General features: G+C 69.3%; 19 protein-coding genes. 9 read left to right on the top strand and 10 right to left on the bottom strand.

The genetic code is table 11. The features are described from left to right. Window positions 1–68 precede the first annotated feature (68 nt). Window positions 69–1,763, bottom strand: coding sequence for an acyl-CoA dehydrogenase family protein (locus tag P8627_RS02780; protein WP_279965992.1), 1,695 nt, complete (start codon window positions 1,761–1,763; stop codon window positions 69–71). 146 nt (window positions 1,764–1,909) lie between these two features. Between P8627_RS02780 and P8627_RS02775 the strand changes: the two genes are divergently transcribed. Beyond that, window positions 1,910–2,671: a sulfite exporter TauE/SafE family protein gene (locus P8627_RS02775; RefSeq protein WP_279965991.1), complete on the top strand. Its 762-nt coding sequence runs from the start codon at window positions 1,910–1,912 to the stop codon at window positions 2,669–2,671. Window positions 2,672–2,674: 3 nt separating this feature from the next. Here P8627_RS02775 and P8627_RS02770 read toward each other — a convergent pair whose 3' ends face one another. Then, the gene (locus P8627_RS02770) at window positions 2,675–3,193 is read right to left on the bottom strand and encodes a DUF3859 domain-containing protein (RefSeq protein ID WP_279965990.1); all 519 of its coding nucleotides are present in this window, start codon (window positions 3,191–3,193) and stop codon (window positions 2,675–2,677) included. Then, window positions 3,178–4,773, bottom strand: coding sequence for a phosphoenolpyruvate carboxykinase (locus P8627_RS02765; protein WP_279965989.1), 1,596 nt, complete (start codon window positions 4,771–4,773; stop codon window positions 3,178–3,180). The genes P8627_RS02770 and P8627_RS02765 overlap by 16 nt, the downstream gene beginning before the upstream one ends. A gap of 312 nt (window positions 4,774–5,085) precedes the next feature. On the opposite strand from P8627_RS02765, the gene P8627_RS02760 reads away from it, so the two are divergent. From P8627_RS02760 to P8627_RS02730, 7 genes are read left to right on the top strand one after another with little or no spacing between them, the layout of a single operon-like run. Then, window positions 5,086–5,787: a response regulator transcription factor gene (locus P8627_RS02760; protein WP_279965987.1), complete on the top strand. Its 702-nt coding sequence runs from the start codon at window positions 5,086–5,088 to the stop codon at window positions 5,785–5,787. A 9-nt stretch (window positions 5,788–5,796) separates the two neighbouring features. Continuing rightward, window positions 5,797–7,545, top strand: a complete 1,749-nt coding sequence (locus tag P8627_RS02755) for a sensor N-terminal transmembrane domain-containing protein (protein WP_407932963.1) — start codon at window positions 5,797–5,799, stop codon at window positions 7,543–7,545. Window positions 7,546–7,548: 3 nt separating this feature from the next. Continuing rightward, on the top strand, window positions 7,549–8,100 hold the full coding sequence (locus P8627_RS02750) for an HPr kinase/phosphorylase (RefSeq protein WP_279965985.1): 552 nt from the start codon (window positions 7,549–7,551) through the stop codon (window positions 8,098–8,100). Beyond that, a complete protein-coding gene (rapZ, locus tag P8627_RS02745) occupies window positions 8,097–9,017 on the top strand; it encodes an RNase adapter RapZ (protein WP_279965984.1) in 921 nt (306 codons plus the stop codon). Before P8627_RS02750 ends, rapZ begins: the two co-directional genes overlap by 4 nt. Beyond that, a complete protein-coding gene (locus P8627_RS02740; protein ID WP_279965983.1) occupies window positions 9,014–9,406 on the top strand; it encodes a PTS sugar transporter subunit IIA in 393 nt (130 codons plus the stop codon). Before rapZ ends, P8627_RS02740 begins: the two co-directional genes overlap by 4 nt. Before the next feature lie 32 nt (window positions 9,407–9,438). Beyond that, the gene (locus P8627_RS02735; protein WP_279965981.1) at window positions 9,439–9,708 is read left to right on the top strand and encodes an HPr family phosphocarrier protein; all 270 of its coding nucleotides are present in this window, start codon (window positions 9,439–9,441) and stop codon (window positions 9,706–9,708) included. Then, entirely contained in the window at window positions 9,705–10,589 is an 885-nt protein-coding gene (locus P8627_RS02730; protein ID WP_407932962.1) for a lysophospholipid acyltransferase family protein, read from the top strand. Before P8627_RS02735 ends, P8627_RS02730 begins: the two co-directional genes overlap by 4 nt. A gap of 6 nt (window positions 10,590–10,595) precedes the next feature. Here the strand turns inward: P8627_RS02730 and P8627_RS02725 are convergent, their stop codons facing one another. Further along, complete coding sequence (locus P8627_RS02725) at window positions 10,596–11,474, bottom strand: 3-hydroxybutyryl-CoA dehydrogenase (RefSeq protein WP_279965980.1); 879 nt, start codon at window positions 11,472–11,474, stop codon at window positions 10,596–10,598. Window positions 11,475–11,640: 166 nt separating this feature from the next. On the opposite strand from P8627_RS02725, the gene P8627_RS02720 reads away from it, so the two are divergent. Further along, window positions 11,641–12,459: a DUF6473 family protein gene (locus P8627_RS02720; protein WP_279965979.1), complete on the top strand. Its 819-nt coding sequence runs from the start codon at window positions 11,641–11,643 to the stop codon at window positions 12,457–12,459. Window positions 12,460–12,516: 57 nt separating this feature from the next. Here P8627_RS02720 and P8627_RS02715 read toward each other — a convergent pair whose 3' ends face one another. The 6 genes from P8627_RS02715 to P8627_RS02690 form a co-directional block, all read right to left on the bottom strand. Further along, a complete protein-coding gene (locus tag P8627_RS02715) occupies window positions 12,517–13,443 on the bottom strand; it encodes an electron transfer flavoprotein subunit alpha/FixB family protein (protein ID WP_279965978.1) in 927 nt (308 codons plus the stop codon). Further along, on the bottom strand, window positions 13,443–14,201 hold the full coding sequence (locus P8627_RS02710; protein WP_279965977.1) for an electron transfer flavoprotein subunit beta/FixA family protein: 759 nt from the start codon (window positions 14,199–14,201) through the stop codon (window positions 13,443–13,445). The genes P8627_RS02715 and P8627_RS02710 overlap by 1 nt, the downstream gene beginning before the upstream one ends. 115 nt (window positions 14,202–14,316) lie before the next feature. Then, entirely contained in the window at window positions 14,317–15,132 is an 816-nt protein-coding gene (locus P8627_RS02705; protein ID WP_279965976.1) for a hypothetical protein, read from the bottom strand. Between the two features lie 184 nt (window positions 15,133–15,316). Further along, window positions 15,317–15,889 (bottom strand): cob(I)yrinic acid a,c-diamide adenosyltransferase, encoded by a 573-nt coding sequence (locus P8627_RS02700; protein WP_279965975.1) that lies wholly within the window; start codon window positions 15,887–15,889, stop codon window positions 15,317–15,319. 3 nt (window positions 15,890–15,892) lie between these two features. Further along, window positions 15,893–16,096: a twin transmembrane helix small protein gene (locus P8627_RS02695; RefSeq protein ID WP_279965974.1), complete on the bottom strand. Its 204-nt coding sequence runs from the start codon at window positions 16,094–16,096 to the stop codon at window positions 15,893–15,895. A 48-nt stretch (window positions 16,097–16,144) separates the two neighbouring features. Next, window positions 16,145–16,966 (bottom strand): SDR family oxidoreductase, encoded by an 822-nt coding sequence (locus tag P8627_RS02690; protein ID WP_279965973.1) that lies wholly within the window; start codon window positions 16,964–16,966, stop codon window positions 16,145–16,147. Window positions 16,967–16,989: the final 23 nt, after the last annotated feature.

Genomic DNA, 16,989 nt, shown 5'->3' with positions numbered 1-16,989 from the left:
GTCTCGGCGGGCCGGGCGGCGGATTCGGGCGCGCGGGGTGGGCGTCGTGTGGGGCTAGAGACGATGCCTCAGGCCAGCAAGCGGCGCGCGATGACTTGTGCCTGGATCTCGGCTGCGCCCTCGAAGATGTTGAGGATGCGGGCGTCGCAGAGCAGGCGGCTGATCGGGTATTCCAGCGCGAAGCCGTTGCCGCCATGGATCTGCAGCCCGTTATCGGCCGCGGCCCAGGCGGTGCGCGCGCCCAGCAGCTTGGCCATCCCGGCCTGGACGTCGCAGCGGCGCTCGGCATCCTTCTCGGCGGCGGAGTAATAGGTCAGCTGCCGCGTCACCATGATCTCGACCGCCATCATGGCGAGCTTGTTGGCCACGCGCGGGAAGGCGACGAGCGGCTTGCCGAACTGGTTGCGCGTCTCGGCATAGGCGAGGGCCGCGTCGAGCGCCGCCTGCGCCACGCCGATCGCGCGGGCGGCGGTCTGGATGCGAGCGCTCTCGAAGGTCTGCATCAGCTGCTTGAAGCCCTGGCCCTCGGCCCCGCCCAAGAGGTTCTCGCCCTTGACGCGGAAATCGTCGAAATTGACCGTATATTCCTTCATGCCCCGGTAGCCGAGAACCTCGATCTCGCCGCCCGAGATGCCCGGATCCTGCCAGGGCGCCGCATCGGTGCCGGGCGTCTTCTCGGCCAGGAACATGCTCAGCCCGCGGTAATCGTCGGTGCCGGGCACGCTGCGCGCCAGTACGGTCATCATGTGGGTCCGCGCGGCATGGGTGATCCAGGTCTTGTTGCCGTTCAGCACCCAGTCCTCGCCGTCGCGCACCGCCTTGGTGCGCAGCGACCCGAGGTCGGAGCCGGTATTGGGCTCGGTGAAGACGGCGGTGGGCAGCGTCTCGCCCGAGGCGAGGCGGGGCAGCCACTTGTCCTTCTGCTCGGGCGTGCCGCCGCAGAGGATCAGCTCGGCCGCGATCTCGGACCGGGTGCCGAGCGAGCCCACGCCGATATAGCCGCGCGACAACTCCTCCGAGACGACGCACATCGCGGCCTTGGGCAGGCCCAGCCCGCCGTATTCCTCGGGGATGGTCAGGCCGAAGACGCCCATCTCGGCCATCTCGGCGATGATCTCCATCGGGATCAGCTCGTCCTTGAGATGCCATTCATGCGCATGCGGCGCGACCTTCTCGGTCGACCAGCGGCGGAACTGGTCGCGGATCATCTCCAGCTCGTCGTCGAGCCCCGTCGCGCCGAAGGTCGCGTTGGCGGTCGCATCGCGCAGCAGCGCGACGAGGCGGTCGCGCGCGGCCTGGCTGTTGGCGTCCGCGATCAGCGCGGTCACGGCCGGCGTGGCGAAGCCGTCCATGTCGGCGCGCGACAGGCCCATATCGGCGGGGCGGATGATCTCGCCCTGGCTCATCGGGATGCCGCCCGCGACCTGCGCGAAATATTCGCCGAAGGCGATCTGGTGCAGCAGCCGCTCGGCCTCGCCGAAACCGCCCTCGGCCTCCAGCCGCTCGGCCCAGGCCTGCATCTGGCGCAAGGCCTGCGCGTACGTTGTGAGCCAAGCCAGTCCGTGGGTCGCGGCCTGCTCGGCTTCGAGCGCCGCGGCGTCGAGACGCCCGTCCCGCATCACCCGCGCGCCCACCGTCTCGCGCGCCCGCGCGGCAAGCGCGTCGAGCGCATCGGCGGCCGGGCCGGTCAGGGCCAGCAGGTCGGCGAGGACCGGGCCGGAGGCGGGCGCGTCGAGGGGCATGGTCTGACCGTCATGGGGCATCGTGGGGCTCCGGGAAAGGGGAACGTTTCGCAGTTGCAGCGTAACTTAATTCCACGACAAACCCCCGGCAAGGGAATTATCTGACCGCGCCGCCCTGTCGCACTTGTGGCTGGAACGCCCTCGCGCCGGCGCGTAGGCAAGGGCGGATGGAGACGCTTACCCCCTTCCTGTGGACCGCCGCGGTCGCGATCGCCTTCGGGGCGGGGCTGATAAAGGGCTCCATCGGATTCGCGCTGCCGCTGGTGATGGTCTCGGGGCTGTCGACCTTCCTCGATCCGCGGCTCGCGCTGGCGGGCTTGATCCTGCCCGTGCTGATGACCAACGGGATGCAGATCCTGCGCGCCGGCGCCGGGCCCGCCATCGCCGCGACGCGGCTGCATTGGCGCTACGTGCTGATGGTGGTCCTCGCGATCCTGATCGCGGCGCAGGCCGTCACCGCGATCCCGCGACAGGTCTTCTATTTCGTCCTCGGCATCCCGGTCGTGCTGCTATCGGTGGTGCAATTGGCCGGCTGGGTCCTGACGATCCCGCCCGCGCGGCGCATCGCCGCCGAATGGGGGGTGGGCGCGGTCTCGGGCGTGCTGGGCGGGCTGGTGGGCACCTGGGGGCCGACGACGGTGCTCTACCTGATGGCGATCGAGACGCCCAAGGACCGCCAGATGGTGGTGCAGGGCGTCATCTACGGCATCGGCTCGGTCGCGCTCCTGGTGGCGCATCTGGCCTCGGGCCTGCTCAACGAGCGGACGGTCTGGTTCTCGGCGGCGATGCTGGTGCCGGCGGTGATCGGCATGGCGCTGGGCCAGCAGATCTCGGACCGCATGGACCAGGCGCGGTTTCGCAAGCTGACGCTGGTGGTGCTGGTGATCGCCGGGTTCAACCTGATCCGCAAAGGCGTCGCGGGCATCTGAGCGTCACGACATGAACTGGAAGCAGGCCGCCTCGACCGGCCCGCGCGCGCCCTCGCGCGTGACCTCGAAGGGCACCGAGACGACGGGTCGGCCCGCGACCTCGACCGCGAAGGTCCAGGGCCCGGGGACCTTCTCGTAATCCAGCTCGAAGGTGAACAGGTTCAGGTTGGTCTGGCCGGGAAACAGCGTGTCGGGCCATTCCTCGCGGGTCACGCCGCGCGGGCCCATGGGCGGGTGGGTGACGACAATGGTGACGTCGGTGGCGGGCGCGCCGTCCTTCAGCGCGGTGCGGAAGCCGAAGCTGAGATTGTCCATCGTCGGAACCGTCCGCGCGGCGAGGTCGAAGCCCAGGCCCTCCTCGATGCGCCGGATATGTCCCGCCTCCGTGCCCGGCGCCTCGACCAGTTCGCCGGTCGAGATCCGCGGGCAGATGATGCCCGCCTCCAGCAGCCGGACCTGCGCCGCCGCCGGACCCGCCAGAAGCACGAGCCCGGCGGCGAGGCCGATCAGCCGATGGCGCATGCCGCGACATCCTCGTCGATGTGATCGACATACTGCGCGAAATTGTCGGCGAACATCGCCACCAGCTTGGCCGCCGCCGCGTCATAGGCCGCCTTGTCGGACCAGGTGCCGCGCGGATCGAGCAGCGCGTCGTCCACGCCCGCGACCGAGACCGGCACGTCGAAGCCGAAATTCGGGTCGCGGCGGAACTGGCCGCGGGCCAGCGAGCCGTCGAGCGCCGCCGAGAGTAGCGCGCGCGTGGCCTTGATCGGCATCCGCGAGCCGGTGCCGTAGGCGCCGCCGGTCCAGCCGGTGTTCACCAGCCAGCAATCCGAGCCGTGCTTGGCGATCTTCTGCTGCAGCAGCTTGCCGTAGACCTCGGGCCGGCGCGGCATGAAGGGCGCGCCGAAGCAGGTCGAGAAGGTGGGCTCGGGCTCGGTCACGCCGCGCTCGGTGCCCGCGACCTTCGAGGTGAAGCCCGACAGGAAGTGATACATCGCCTGCGCCGGGCTCAGCCGCGAGATCGGCGGCAGCACCCCGAAGGCGTCGCAGGTCAGCATCACCACGTTCTTCGGATGCCCCGCGAGCCCCGTGGCGGAGGCGTTCGAGATCGCCTCCAGCGGGTAGGCGCAGCGCATGTTGGCGGTGATGCTGTCATCCTCGAAATCCAGCTCCAGAGTCTCGGGATCGAAGAACATGTTCTCGATCACGGTGCCGAAACGGCTTGTCGTTGCGTGGATCTCGGGCTCGGCCTCGGCGCTCAGGTTGATGGTCTTGGCGTAGCAGCCGCCCTCGAAATTGAAGATGCCGCTATCGGACCAGCCATGCTCGTCATCGCCGATCAGCGTGCGGTCGGGCGCCGCCGACAGCGTCGTCTTGCCGGTGCCCGACAGGCCAAAGAAGACCGCGGCCTCCGACGGGTCGTCGGGCGCGTGGTTGGCCGAGCAATGCATCGGCATCACGCCGCGCTCGGGCAGGATGTAATTGAGGAGCGTGAAGACCGACTTCTTGTTCTCGCCGGAATATTCGGTGCCCGCGATCAGCACCTCCCGGGCCTCCAGGTTCAGCGCGATCACGACCTCGCTGCGGCTGCCGTGCCGCGCGGGATCGGCCTTGAAGGAGGGGCAGTTGATGACGGTGTAGCCCGGCACGAACCCCTGCAGCTCGGCCATGTCGGGGCGGCGCAGCAGGTGGCGGATGAACAGGCTGTGCCAGGCCAGCTCGGTCACCACGCGCACATCCAGCCGGTGCGCGGGATCGGCCCCGGCGAAGAGATCCTGCACGAAGAAATCTCGCCCCTTCATATGCGCCAGCATGTCGGCGCGCAACGCGGCATAGGCCTCGGGCGACATCGCCCGGTTGGCATCCCACCAGATCGTGTCTTCGGTCGCGGCCGAGCGGACGATATGCTTGTCCTTGGGCGAGCGACCCGTATAGGCGCCCGTCGTGACCATCAGCGTCCCGCCCCGGCCCAGCGTGCCCTCGCCCCGCCGCAGCGCGGCCTCGACGATCGCGGCCTCGGAGAGGTTGTAGCGCACCTCGCCCAGCCCGGTGATGCCCTGTGCTTCGAGCGTGTGATCGGGATTGACGCGCTGGGTCATGGTCGGCCTCCTCCGTGGCGCAGCTCCGCCCGGAGCGGGATCGGCCGGGATCGGCGAACCGCAGGGGCGGATGCGTCCCTCGCATATAGCACGCCCGCCGGGTGGGGCAGACCTCGTTAGCGCAACCATCACGCCAGATAGCGCAATCATGCCGCCGGGATACGGGCCGGCGCTTCACCTTCCCTTAATTGCAGCACGGCCACAGTCACCCGGGCGAATCACCCATCACGCGAAATTCCTTGATTCTGCCTCCGCATTCCGGCGAGTTGGAAAAAAACACGGCAGAAAACAGGCAACCACGAGGACATTGGCATGTCGCGGATCGCGCTCGTCGACGACGACAGGAACATCCTGACGTCGGTCTCGATGACTCTCGAAGCCGAGGGCTTTGAGGTCGAAACCTACAACGATGGGCAGAGCGCGCTGGACGCGTTCAGCCGGCAACTCCCCGATCTGGGGGTGTTCGACATCAAGATGCCGCGCATGGACGGCATGGACCTGCTCCAGCGGCTGCGCCAGAAATCCAGCGTCCCGGTGATCTTCCTGACCTCCAAGGATGACGAGATCGACGAGGTGCTGGGCCTGCGGATGGGCGCGGACGACTACGTGCGCAAGCCCTTCAGTCAGCGCCTCCTGGTCGAGCGGATCCGCGCGATCCTGCGCCGGCAGGAGGCGATCGCCTCCGACGACACCGAGACGCCGGAGGAGACGCAGGTCATGGTCCGCGGCGAGCTGACGATGGACCCGCTGCGCCACGCGGTGAAGTGGAAGGGCCGGGACGTCACGCTGACGGTGACCGAATTCCTGCTGCTGCAGGCCCTGGCCCAGCGGCCGGGCTTCGTGAAGTCGCGCGACCAGCTGATGGACGTGGCCTATGACGACCAGGTCTATGTGGACGACCGTACGATCGACTCGCACATCAAGCGCCTGCGCAAGAAGATGCGCTCCGCCGACCCGGAATTCTCGGCCATCGAGACGCTTTACGGCATCGGTTACCGCTACAACGAAGAGTGAGGCGCCTGCATGGCCTCCGCGACCGAGATCGACCTGATGCCTAAGGCCCCGCGACGCGGGCGCGGCGCCGACCGCGTGGAACGCGCCGATGGCGAGGTCGTCCTCGGCGAGGATTGGGAAGGTCCGGAGGGCACGGTCGAGGCCGAGCTGAGCGAGGCGCGCGAGCGTCGCGGCCTCTTCTCGCTCGACCGCTCGCCGCTGGCGCGCAAGATCATCCTCTTCAACCTGCTCGCGATCCTGATGCTGGTCGCGGGCGTGCTGTTCCTGAATCCCTCGCGCGACAGCCTCGTCGTGCAGCGCGAGCAGGGGCTGGTGACCGAGGCGCGGCTCATCGCCGACGTCTTCACCGCCTCGCTGCCCGCGGGCGCACCGATCAGCTTCGGGGCGGGCGACGGGGTCAACGTGCCGACGCTTCTGGACGCGATCGACCTGCCGCGCGGCGTCGAGGTCCATGTCTTCGACACCGGCGGCACCCTCATCGCGCAAGCCATCGGAAACGCGCCCTCGGGCGCGGTGGCCGGGCTGAACACGCCGGTCCAGAAGACCACCATCATCACCAGCGCGCTCAACACGATTTGGGAAGGGCTCTCGGCGCTGTTCAGCCGCAGCCCGGACCAGCCGCCGCTCACGCTGGACGTGGCGCAGGACCTGATCGACGCGACGCCCGCCGGCGAGACGGCGATCCGCGGCTACGAAGGCATCCAGGGCCAGCTCTACACAGTCACCACGCCGATCGAGACCGGGGCGGGACCCATCGGCACCATCGCCATCACCACCCGCGCGGGCGAGATCGACGCGCTGGTCCGGGTCGAGCGCGAGGCGCTCTTGCAGATGTTCGTCATCGCGCTCCTCGTCTCCATCGGCCTCAGCCTGGTGCTGGCCTCGACCATCGCGAACCCGCTCTCCGACCTGTCGGCGGCGGCCGAGCTGGGCCGCGACAAGCACGCGCGCAAGATGTCGCCGCAGCGCGTCCGCATCCCCGACCTGACCGCGCGCCCCGACGAGATCGGGCGCCTGTCGGGGGCGCTGCGCGGCATGGTCGCCGCGCTCTACGACCGGATCGACAGCAACGAGCAATTCGCGGCCGATGTCGCGCATGAGATCAAGAACCCGCTGGCCTCCCTGCGCTCCGCCGTGGGCACGCTGCGCCTGGCCAAGAACGACGACCAGCGCGGCCGCCTCCTAGAGGTGATCGAGCACGATGTCCGCCGGCTCGACCGGCTGGTTTCGGACATCTCCAACGCCTCCCGCCTCGACAGCGAACTCGTCAAGGAGGAGGAGGAGCCCTTCGACCTGGTCAAGATGATCTCGAACCTCGCCGTCTATCACGGCCAGGAGGCGGAGCTTCAGGATATCGACTTCATCACCGACCTGCCGCGCGACCCGATCGTGATCATGGGGCTCGAGGCGCGGCTGGCGCAGGTCTTCGTGAACCTCATCACCAACGCGCTCAGCTTCTGCGAGGCGGGCGACGCCGTCCGCGTCTGGATGCGCCGCCGCGACAACCGCGTCCTCGTCGTGGTCGAGGATACCGGCCCCGGCATTCCCGAGGCCGCGCTGACCAAGGTGTTCAACCGCTTCTATTCCGAACGGCCCGTGAAGCAGTTCGGCAACCATTCCGGCCTCGGCCTCGCCATCTCCAAGCAGATCGTGGAGGCGCATGGCGGCGTCATCTGGGCCGAGAACATCCGGCCCACCGATGCCGACGTGACCTCCGATCCGTTGGGCGCGCGCTTCGTGGTCGGCCTCCCGGTCTGACCGATGGGGCAGGGCGCGCCGCTTGAGCCGGAGCTGCCCACCTTCCACGACATGGGCGATGGACGCCTGTCGGTCCACGGCACGGCCGTCGCGCTGGATGACCGGGGCCTCCTGATCCTCGGCCCGGCCGGATCTGGAAAAAGCGGCCTCGCCGCCGGGATGATCGCGCTGGGCGCCGCGCTCGTGGTCGACGATCTCGTCATCCTCTCCGATGACACGGCCGCAGGCAGCCTGCGCGTCGCCGCGCCCCCGGGCCGGCCCCTGCGGCTGGAGCTGCGCGGGCTGGGCCTGGTCGAACCGCCCACCGCGGGTCCCGTACCGCTCGTCGCACTCCTGCTGCTCGCCCCCTCCGCCGCGCGCCTGCCCGAGCCGGCGAGTCTGACGCTTTTCGGCCGCGCCGTCCCGCTGCTGCGCCATCCCGCGCATCCCGACCTCGCGGCGAAGATGATGCTCTGGCTCGGGGCATCACGGCTGCGCGATCCCGGGGCCGAACCCCTTCCCGGCGCGGCCGCGGAACATAGATCGAAGCGGTCTTCCCAGAAAGGTCGCCCATGACCCCGCCGCCCGATTCCCCCGACCTGATCCTCGTCACCGGCCCCTCGGGCGCCGGGCGCACCACCGCGATCCGCGCGCTGGAGGACCAGGGCTTCGAGGTGATCGACAACCTGCCGCTGTCGATGGTGACGCGCATGGTCGGCGACGGGCTGGACCGGCCGCTTGCGCTCAGCCTCGACGTGCGCAACCGCGATTTCAGCGTCGAGGCGGTCGCCGATCTCGTGGCCGAATTGCGGGCCGATCCGGGCGTGACGGTGCGGCTTCTCTATCTCGATTGCGATGCCGACGCGCTCGTGCGCCGCTTCTCCGAGACGCGCCGCCGCCACCCGCTCGCCCCGTCCGAGGACGCGGAGCTGGGCGTCGCGCGCGAGCTGGAGCTCCTGGCCCCGCTGGCCGATCTCGCCGACTTGCTGATCGACACGAGCGCGCTCAACGTCCACGACCTGAAATCCGAGATGGCGCGCTATTTCGGCCGGCGCGAGGACCGGCTTGCCGTGTCGGTCCAGTCCTTCAGCTACAAGCGCGGACTTCCGCGCGGGCTCGACATGGTGTTTGACGTGCGTTTTCTGCGCAACCCGCATTGGGTGCCCGATCTGCGCCGCGGCACCGGCCGCGACGCCGCGGTGCGCGACCACGTCACCGGCGATCCGCATTTCGCGCCCTTCTACGCCCGCGTCGAGGAGCTGATCCTGTCGCTCCTGCCCGCCTATCGCGACGAGGGCCGGGCGCATCTCGCCATCGGATTCGGCTGCACCGGCGGGCGTCACCGCTCGGTTGCCCTTACGGAAATGCTCGCCGAGTCCCTTGCGGCGGCGGGCTGGCAGGTGTCAAAACGTCATAGGGAACTGGACCGCCGGGCGACGGCGGTCCCCGGGTCCGGGCCAGGGGACATGGCCCACGGGGGAAGCGCCGCATGATCGGCATCGTGATCGTGGCCCATGGCGGGCTCGCGGACGAATATCGCAAGGCCGTCGAGCATGTGATCGGCCCGCAGGACGGTGTGCGCGCCATCGCCGTCAGCGCCACCTGTGACCGCCGCCGCAAGGAGCTCGAGATCTGCGAGGCCGCGGACGCGGTCGACACGGGCGACGGCGTCGTCGTCGTCACCGACATCTTCGGCGGCTCGCCCTCCAACCTCTCGATGAACGCCTGCGCCCCGCAGGATCGTGTCATCTTCTACGGCGCCAACCTGCCCGCGCTGATCAAGCTGGCGCGCAGCCGGGCCAAGCCCCTGGGCGAGGCGGTGGCCTTGGCGAAGGCCGCGGGAACACGCTACATGGACGTGGCGCAGGGACCGGCCGCCTGACGGCGCCGCAGGCGCGGGCCGTGGGGGGATGGATGCCGGTACGAACGCTCGACATCATCAATGAGAAGGGGCTGCACGCGCGCGCCTCCGCCAAGTTCGTCGAGACGGTGGAGCGTTTCGACGCGCGCGCCACCGTGCGGCGCGACGGGATGGCGGCCGAGGGCGACTCGATCATGGGGCTCCTGATGCTCGCGGCCGCGCGCGGCACGGCGATCGAGGTCGAGACCTCGGGCCCCGAGGCCGAGCCGCTGATGGAGGCGCTCGATGCGCTGGTGGGCGACTATTTCGGGGAAGGCATGTGACCGACCTGTCGCCGCCGCGGGACGCGCCCGGCCCCGCGCACGGGGCCGGCGACGCGCGCCCGGACGCGCCCTATGACCGCCGCAGGCTCAGCTATGCCGGCACCTTCACCCATCCCGGGCGCGCCGCCGCGATCCGCACGGTCGAGTGGCTGACCGGCAAGCCGCGTCTCCTGCGCCGCATCCGGCAATTCGAGCGCGAGGGCGTCGCGACCGGGCCCGCCTTTTTTACCCATGCCCTGCGCGTCATGGGCATCCGCATCGACACGCCGCCCGAGCAGGTCGCGCGCATCCCGCGCGCGGGCCCGCTGGTCGTCGTGGCCAATCACCCCCACGGGCTGGTCGACGGCATGGTCCTGGCCGAGCTGCTGGGCCGCGTCCGGCCCGACTTCAAGATCCTGACGCGCAGCCTTCTGACCAACATCCCCGAGATCGCGGACCACATGATCCCCGTGCCCTTCCCGCACGAACCCGGCGCGCGCGCCCGCAACCTCGCCATGCGCGGCGAGGCGATGCGCCACCTGGGCGCGGACGGCGTCGTGGCGCTGTTCCCGGCAGGGGGCGTGGCGGCGGCGGCCAGCGCCTTCGGCCCCGCGGTCGAGGGCGACTGGAACCCCTTCACCGCCAAGATGATCCGGCTGTCGGGCGCCACGGTGCTGCCGGTGCATTTCGCCGGCGCCAATTCGCGCGCCTACCAGATCGCCAACCGGCTGTCGGCCACGCTGCGCCAGGGCCTCCTGCTGCACGAGGTGGTCCACAGCCTCGACCGCCCGCAGGCTCCGACCATCCGCGCGCCTATCCCGCCCGCCGCGTGGCGCGCACATGCGGACCAGCCCTCGGCCTTCATGGCGTGGCTGCGGGCCCGGACGCTAGGCGACGCCTGAGCGGCCTCAGCGCGTCGGAACCGGGTCGCCCTCGCCGCGATAGTCGTAGAAGCCGCGTAGCGATTTCCGGCCCAGCCAGCCGGCCTCGACATATTTCACCAGAAGCGGGCAGGGCCGGTATTTTGTGTCGGCCAGCCCGTCATGCAGCACGTTCATGATGGCCAGGCAGGTATCCAGCCCGATGAAATCGGCCAGCTCCAGCGGCCCCATCGGATGGTTCGCGCCCAGCTTCATCGAGGTGTCGATCGACGTGACCGTGCCCACGCCCTCGTAAAGCGTGTAGACCGCCTCGTTGATCATCGGCATCAGGATCCGGTTGACCATGAAGGCCGGGAAATCCTCTGCCGTGGCGGCGGTCTTGCCCAGCCGTTCCACCACCGCCTGGCAGGCGGCATAGGTCTCGTCATCGGTGGCAATGCCGCGGATCAGCTCGACCAGCTGCATCACCGGGACCGGGTTCATGAAATGAAAGCCCATGAACTTCTCGGGCCGGTCGGTGCGGCTGGCCAGCCGCGTGATCGAGATGGACGAGGTGTTCGAGGTCAGGATCGTCTCGGGCTTCAGATGCGGGACCAGGTCCTCGAAGATCGCCTGCTTGATCGTCTCGCGTTCGGTCGCGGCCTCGATCACCAGGTCGCAGGCGCCCAGGTCGGTCAGGGTCAGCGTGGTCGCGATGCGCGCCAGCGCGGCGTCGCGCGCCGCCGCGTCGATGCGGTCGCGCTGCACCTGGCGGTCGAGGTTCTGGCCGATCAGGTCCAGCGCAGCGTCCAGCGCATCCTTGCTGACATCGGTCAGGGTCACGTCATAGCCCGCCAGCGCGCAGACATGCGCGATGCCATTGCCCATCTGCCCGGCCCCGACGATGCCGATGGAGGCGATTTCCATGCGCGGTCTCCCCAGTCGCAACTCGGCGCGACCATAGCAGCGCGCGGGCCCGCCGCAAGCGAACCCGGCCCGCGCAATTCGACGCGAATTCCCCGGTCAAGAACTCGGTAAGGCCCGGCTGCGAGGTTGCACGAACCCCTGCCGAATCGCGGACCGGACCAATGCGATGAGCTTCGAAGGACCCCCCACCGGGTTGGACTATTACCCGTGCCGCTACGGCAAGTCGCGGCTGCCGTTTCGCGGGCCGCGCGCCGCGCTCGACGGCCGCTACACCGTCGTGCTCGGCGGGTCGGAAACCTATGGCAAATACGTCGAGGACCCGTTCTGCGACCAGCTGGCCGAACGCACCGGCCGGCGCGTCGCCAATCTCGGCATCATGAACGGCAGCGTGGAGGCGTTCGTGCTGGACCGCCCGCTCCTGCGGGTCATCCGCGCCGCGCAGGTCGTGGTGGTCCAGGCGATGGGCGCGCAGAACCTGTCGAACCGCTACTACACCGTCCACCCGCGCCGAAACGACCGGTTCCTGCGCCATTCCCGGCAGATGGAGCGCCTGTTCCCGGAGGTCGATTTCAGCGATTTCGTCTTCACCCGCCACATGCTCGGCGCGTTGCACGACGTCTCGCCCGAGCGTTTCGCGACGCTCCGGCGCGAGTTGCAGGCGACCTGGTCCGCCCGGATGCGCCGCCTCCTGTCCGAGATACCGGGCCAGAAGGTCATGCTCTGGATCGAGGGCGTGCCCGCCCACGGCCCCTGGAGCGAGCCGCTCTTCGTCACGCTCGAGATGATGCAGGGGCTCGAGGGGCAGATCGACAAGTTCGTCCATGTCGACGTGTCGGACCTGCAGGGCGATCCGACGCTCGGCCGGATGGTCTTCCCCGAGACCGAGCGTCCGGCCGCGCGGCTGATGATGACGCCGGACGGCCATGCCCGCGTCGCGGCGGCGCTGGCCAAGGCCATTCGCCGCGCCAACGGCATGGCTGCCTGAACGAAAGACGGCGCGACCCCGCGAAGGGCCGCGCCGTCGGCTCGGTTCGGTCCGGGCTCAGAGCTTCTCGGTCAGCTCCGGCACCGCGGTGAAGAGGTCCGCCACCAGGCCGTAATCGGCGACCTGGAAGATCGGCGCTTCCTCGTCCTTGTTGATGGCCACGATGATCTTCGAATCCTTCATCCCGGCGAGGTGCTGGATCGCCCCCGAGATGCCGACCGCGACGTAGAGATCGGGGGCCACGACCTTGCCGGTCTGCCCCACCTGCCAGTCGTTGGGCGCATAGCCCGAGTCGACCGCCGCCCGCGAGGCGCCCACGGCGGCGCCCAGTTTGTCGGCCAGCTTCTCGATCATCGCGAAATCGTCCTCGGACCCGACGCCGCGGCCGCCCGAGACGACGATGCCCGCCGAGGTCAGCTCGGGCCGGTCCGACTCCGCCAGCTTGTCCTCGATCCATTCCGACAGGCCCGGGTTCTCGGCCGCCGAGATGGTCTCGATCGGGGCCGAGCCGCCGTCGCCCGCGGCCTCGAAGGTCGAGGTCCGGATGGTCATCACCTTGGTCGGGTCTACCGACTTGATCGTCTGCACCGCGTTGCCGGCGTAGATCGGGCGCTCGAACGTGTCGGCATCGACCACGCCGGTGACGTCCGACAGGATCATCACGTCCAGCAGCGCCGCGACGCGCGGCATGACGTTCTTCGCATCCGTGGTCGAAGGGGCGAGGATATGCGAGTAGTCGCCCGCCAGCGCGGCGATCAGCGCCGCGGTCGGCTCCGCCAGGCGGTGGCCCAGCGACGGGTCCTCGGCGACCAGCACCTTGGCCACGCCGTCCAGAGTCGCAGCGGTCTCGCCCGCGGCCGCGGCCGAGGCCCCGGCGCAGAGCACGGTCACGTCGCCCAGTTGCTTCGCGGCGGTCAGCGCCTTGGAGGTCGCGTCCAGCGCCAGCGCGCCATCGGTCACTTCACCAATCAGAAGAACAGCCATCACACAGCCCCCGCTTCCTTGAGTTTCTCCACCAGCTCGTCGACCGATTTTACCATCTCACCCGCCTTGCGGGCCTCGGGTTCGGCGGTCTTGAGGATCTGCAGCCGCGGCGTGACGTCGACGCCGTAATCGGCGGCGGTCTTCTCGTCGAGCGGCTTCTTCTTGGCCTTCATGATGTTGGGCAGCGAGGCGTAGCGCGGCTCGTTGAGGCGCAGGTCCACGGTGACGATGGCGGGCATCTTCACCTTGATGGTCTGCAACCCGCCGTCGACTTCGCGCGTCACCGTCGCGTGGTCGCCGTCGATGGCGACCTCCGAAGCGAAGGTCGCCTGGCTCCAGCCGGTCAGCGCCGCCAGCATCTGGCCGGTCGCGTTCATGTCGTTGTCGATGGCCTGTTTGCCGGCCAGCACGAGGCCCGGCTGCTCCTCGTCGATCACGGCCTTGAGGATCTTCGCGACGGCCAGCGGCTCGATATCCTGGTGCACGTCGTCCGAGGCGATCACCAGGATCGCGCGATCCGCGCCCATGGCCAGCGCCGTGCGCAGCGTCTCCTGCGCCTGCTTCACGCCGATCGAGACGGCCACGACCTCCTCGGCGGCGCCTTTCTCCTTCAGGCGGATGGCCTCCTCGACGGCGATCTCGTCGAAGGGGTTCATGGACATCTTGACGTTTGCGAGGTCCACGCCCGAGCCGTCGGCCTTCACCCGGACCTTCACATTATAGTCGATGACCCGCTTCACGGGCACGAGGATTTTCATCTGTCACTCCTCCGAATTCGCGTCTTTCGGAGGTGGTGTTACCGGATGCCGGGGCAAGGCGACAGGCGGAAAACGACGCAGGGACAGCCCGTGACGTGGTGTTTTGACGTGAACGTCACGTCGTCGCGATCTCGTGCTTCTCGGCCAGCCGATGCAGCACCGTCGCCTGCGGCGGGATGCCATCGTATTCCTTCAGCAGCCGGTCGCGGATGCGGCGGCCGTAGAAATGGATCGACATGGTCCGGTCGGTGCAGGACCGCATGACGTGGCGGGCGCGTTTGAAGATCTTGCGCCGGTCCGGATAGGAGACGGGATAGAGCGTGTCATGCGGCATGGCATGCTCCAGCTCGCCCGTATGGCGCAGGACCCAGGTGATCGCGCTGGGTCCCCAGGCGCCCCAGGGAAATTCCGACACATGGACCGGTTCGCCGTCGCGCGCGGCGCGGCAGGCCTGGTCCAGCGCCGTCGCCGGCAGCCAGGGCAGCACGGCATATTCGTTCTCGGTCCAGGCGATCAGCTCGCGCAGCGTCGCGCTTTCGGGTGGCAGGGCCAGCACGCCATTGGCGACGATGCGGCTCTTTTCGTCGGCGAAGGCGAAGAAATACCCGGTCGGGTTCTCGAAGGGGCGCAGGCAATAGGCATCGGTATCCGCCCAGATCACCCCGGGCCGCTTGGCCAGCAGGTGATAGCGGAACCGGTCGGCGAAGGGGGCGGGGCTCTGCGTGCGCGTGTGGGTGGTGATCGTCTCGGGTTCGGCCAGGATGTCGTTGGCGTCGGCCATCTCCACGCCGTCCGGAACGCCCTCGACCGCGCCGTAGCTGTAGAGCACCATGCGGTGCCCGGCATCGAGGAAGGATTTCAGGCACAGCCGCTCGATCATCGAGAGCGGATCGCCGGTCCAGAAACTGGCGATGGTGGGAAGCTCGGCCAAGACGGTCTCCTTCGATGGCGAACGGGCCGCCGGCCCGCGCACCATGCACATGACGCCCCAAGGGGGCAATTCTTTGACACGAAGCGGAAGCGTTTTCCGGCCGGCCCCAGCCCGCCCGTGGGCTCATGCGGCGGGCGGCGCATCGCCCCCCGCGCCGGGCATCAGCGGGTCGCCGATGACACGGTCACCGGTTCGCGCCGGGAACCCACAACACGTCGGCGCGGCCGTCGTCATTGGCGATGCGCGATGCCACGAAGAACCAGTCCGACAGGCGGTTGAGGTAGCGCACGGCGGGCTCGGTGACGTCCTCGCGCACGGCCAGCTCCGTCGCCAGCCGCTCGGCCCGGCGCGTCACCGTCCGGCACAGGTGCAGATGCGCGGCCAGGGGCGACCCGCCGGGCAGCACGAAGCTGCGCAGCGGCTCCAGCCCCGCGTTCATCGCGTCGATCTCGGTCTCCAGCCGCTCGACCTGGCTCTCGACCATCCGCAGGGGCGGATATTCGGCCTCGGCATCCTTCGCCGGGTCGGGGCGGCAGAGGTCGGCGCCCAGGTCGAACAAGTCGTTCTGGATCCGCGCCAGCGCGTCGTCCATCTCGCCCTCGGCCGTCAGACGGGCGAGGCCGATGGTCGCGTTTGCCTCGTCCACCGTTCCATAGGCCTCGACCCGCAAGGCACCCTTCGCCACGCGGCTGCCGTCGCCCAGGGCCGTCGTGCCCTTGTCGCCAGTGCGCGTGTAGATCTTCGACAGCACCACCATCGCTCAGCCCCCCGACCGCAGCCAGACGAAGCCCACGAGCAGGATCACCGCGATGAACTGCGCGATCACCCGCCAGCGCATCAGGCGGTTGGCGTGCTTCTTGTTGAAATCGCCGCCCTTGGCGAAACCGCCGATCCCGGTCAGCAGGATCAGCAGCACGACGACGCAGGCGCCGGCCACGAGGTAGAACAGAGGGTCGTCACGCATCTTCGGGTCCTCAGGGCTTCGGGTCCGGTGGGGACCTAGCAGATCGGTTCAGGAATTCGACAGGATTCGGTCCATTCCGCGCGTCGACAGGACCCGGCGGGCCAGCGCGGCCAGCTTGGTGGGCACCGTGACGCGGTAGCGGGGACGGGGGCGCGCGGCCTCCAGCGCGTGGATCAGCACCCGCGTCACGGCCGCGGGCGGCAGCTGGAAGCGGTCCTTCGCATCCCCCGTCAGACGGACCATCAGCCGCTCGTAATCGCCGCGCCGCGCCGAACGCTCCCAGTCGATCCAATGCTCGAACTGGGCGCGGGCGTTCTCGCGGAAGCGGGTGCCGATCGGCCCCGGCTGGATCAGCACGACCGCGATCCCGCTGCCCGCCATCTCCTGGCGCAGCGTGTCGGTCATCCCCTCCAGCGCGAATTTCGTGGCGTTGTAGGCGCCCCGCCACGGCGCGGCGGCGAAGCCCAGAACCGAGGAGCATTGCACGATCCGCCCCGATCCCTGCGCGCGCATCACCGGGATCACGCGCCGCGTCAGGTCGTGCCAACCGAAGAGGTTCGCCTCGAAGATCGCGCGCAGCGCCTCCGTGGGCATATCCTCGACCAGGCCCGGGATGGCGTAGGCCCCGTTGTTGAACAGCGCGTCGAGCCGCCCGCCCGTCGCCGCCAGCACCTCGTCCAGGCCCGCGGCGACGGTGTCGGGGGCTTCGTAGTCGATCCGCGGGCTCTCGAACCCCTCGGCGCGAAGCCGCGCGCAATCCTCGGCCTTGCGGCAGGCGGCGAAGACGTGCCAGCCGCGGTCCTTCAGCGCTCGGGCGGCATCGAGGCCGATGCCGGAGGAGCAGCCGGTGATCAGAATGGAACGTGTCATCCGCGCGCTCTAGCAACGCGGGC

The organism is Jannaschia sp. GRR-S6-38 (genome assembly GCF_029853695.1).
GTDB lineage: Bacteria > Pseudomonadota > Alphaproteobacteria > Rhodobacterales > Rhodobacteraceae > Jannaschia > Jannaschia ovalis.
Note: the sequence above shows the minus strand (reverse complement) of the source record. Positions and strands in the feature narration are given on the sequence as shown.

Bases quoted from the DNA above. Each gene is read 5' to 3' on its own strand.
- P8627_RS02720 (WP_279965979.1), top strand. From the start codon at position 11,641: ATGAGCTTCGAAGGACCCCCCACCGGGTTGGACTATTACCCGTGCCGC.
- P8627_RS02770 (WP_279965990.1), bottom strand. From the start codon at position 3,193: ATGCGCCATCGGCTGATCGGCCTCGCCGCCGGGCTCGTGCTTCTGGCG.
- P8627_RS02750 (WP_279965985.1), top strand. From the start codon at position 7,549: ATGGGGCAGGGCGCGCCGCTTGAGCCGGAGCTGCCCACCTTCCACGAC.
- P8627_RS02735 (WP_279965981.1), top strand. From the start codon at position 9,439: ATGCCGGTACGAACGCTCGACATCATCAATGAGAAGGGGCTGCACGCG.
- P8627_RS02690 (WP_279965973.1), bottom strand. From the start codon at position 16,966: ATGACACGTTCCATTCTGATCACCGGCTGCTCCTCCGGCATCGGCCTC.
- rapZ (WP_279965984.1), top strand. From the start codon at position 8,097: ATGACCCCGCCGCCCGATTCCCCCGACCTGATCCTCGTCACCGGCCCC.
- P8627_RS02700 (WP_279965975.1), bottom strand. From the start codon at position 15,889: ATGGTGGTGCTGTCGAAGATCTACACGCGCACTGGCGACAAGGGCACG.
- P8627_RS02725 (WP_279965980.1), bottom strand. From the start codon at position 11,474: ATGGAAATCGCCTCCATCGGCATCGTCGGGGCCGGGCAGATGGGCAAT.
- P8627_RS02760 (WP_279965987.1), top strand. From the start codon at position 5,086: ATGTCGCGGATCGCGCTCGTCGACGACGACAGGAACATCCTGACGTCG.
- P8627_RS02775 (WP_279965991.1), top strand. From the start codon at position 1,910: ATGGAGACGCTTACCCCCTTCCTGTGGACCGCCGCGGTCGCGATCGCC.
- P8627_RS02740 (WP_279965983.1), top strand. From the start codon at position 9,014: ATGATCGGCATCGTGATCGTGGCCCATGGCGGGCTCGCGGACGAATAT.
- P8627_RS02715 (WP_279965978.1), bottom strand. From the start codon at position 13,443: ATGGCTGTTCTTCTGATTGGTGAAGTGACCGATGGCGCGCTGGCGCTG.
- P8627_RS02765 (WP_279965989.1), bottom strand. From the start codon at position 4,773: ATGACCCAGCGCGTCAATCCCGATCACACGCTCGAAGCACAGGGCATC.
- P8627_RS02755 (WP_407932963.1), top strand. From the start codon at position 5,797: ATGGCCTCCGCGACCGAGATCGACCTGATGCCTAAGGCCCCGCGACGC.
- P8627_RS02695 (WP_279965974.1), bottom strand. From the start codon at position 16,096: ATGCGTGACGACCCTCTGTTCTACCTCGTGGCCGGCGCCTGCGTCGTC.
- P8627_RS02780 (WP_279965992.1), bottom strand. From the start codon at position 1,763: ATGCCCCATGACGGTCAGACCATGCCCCTCGACGCGCCCGCCTCCGGC.
- P8627_RS02710 (WP_279965977.1), bottom strand. From the start codon at position 14,201: ATGAAAATCCTCGTGCCCGTGAAGCGGGTCATCGACTATAATGTGAAG.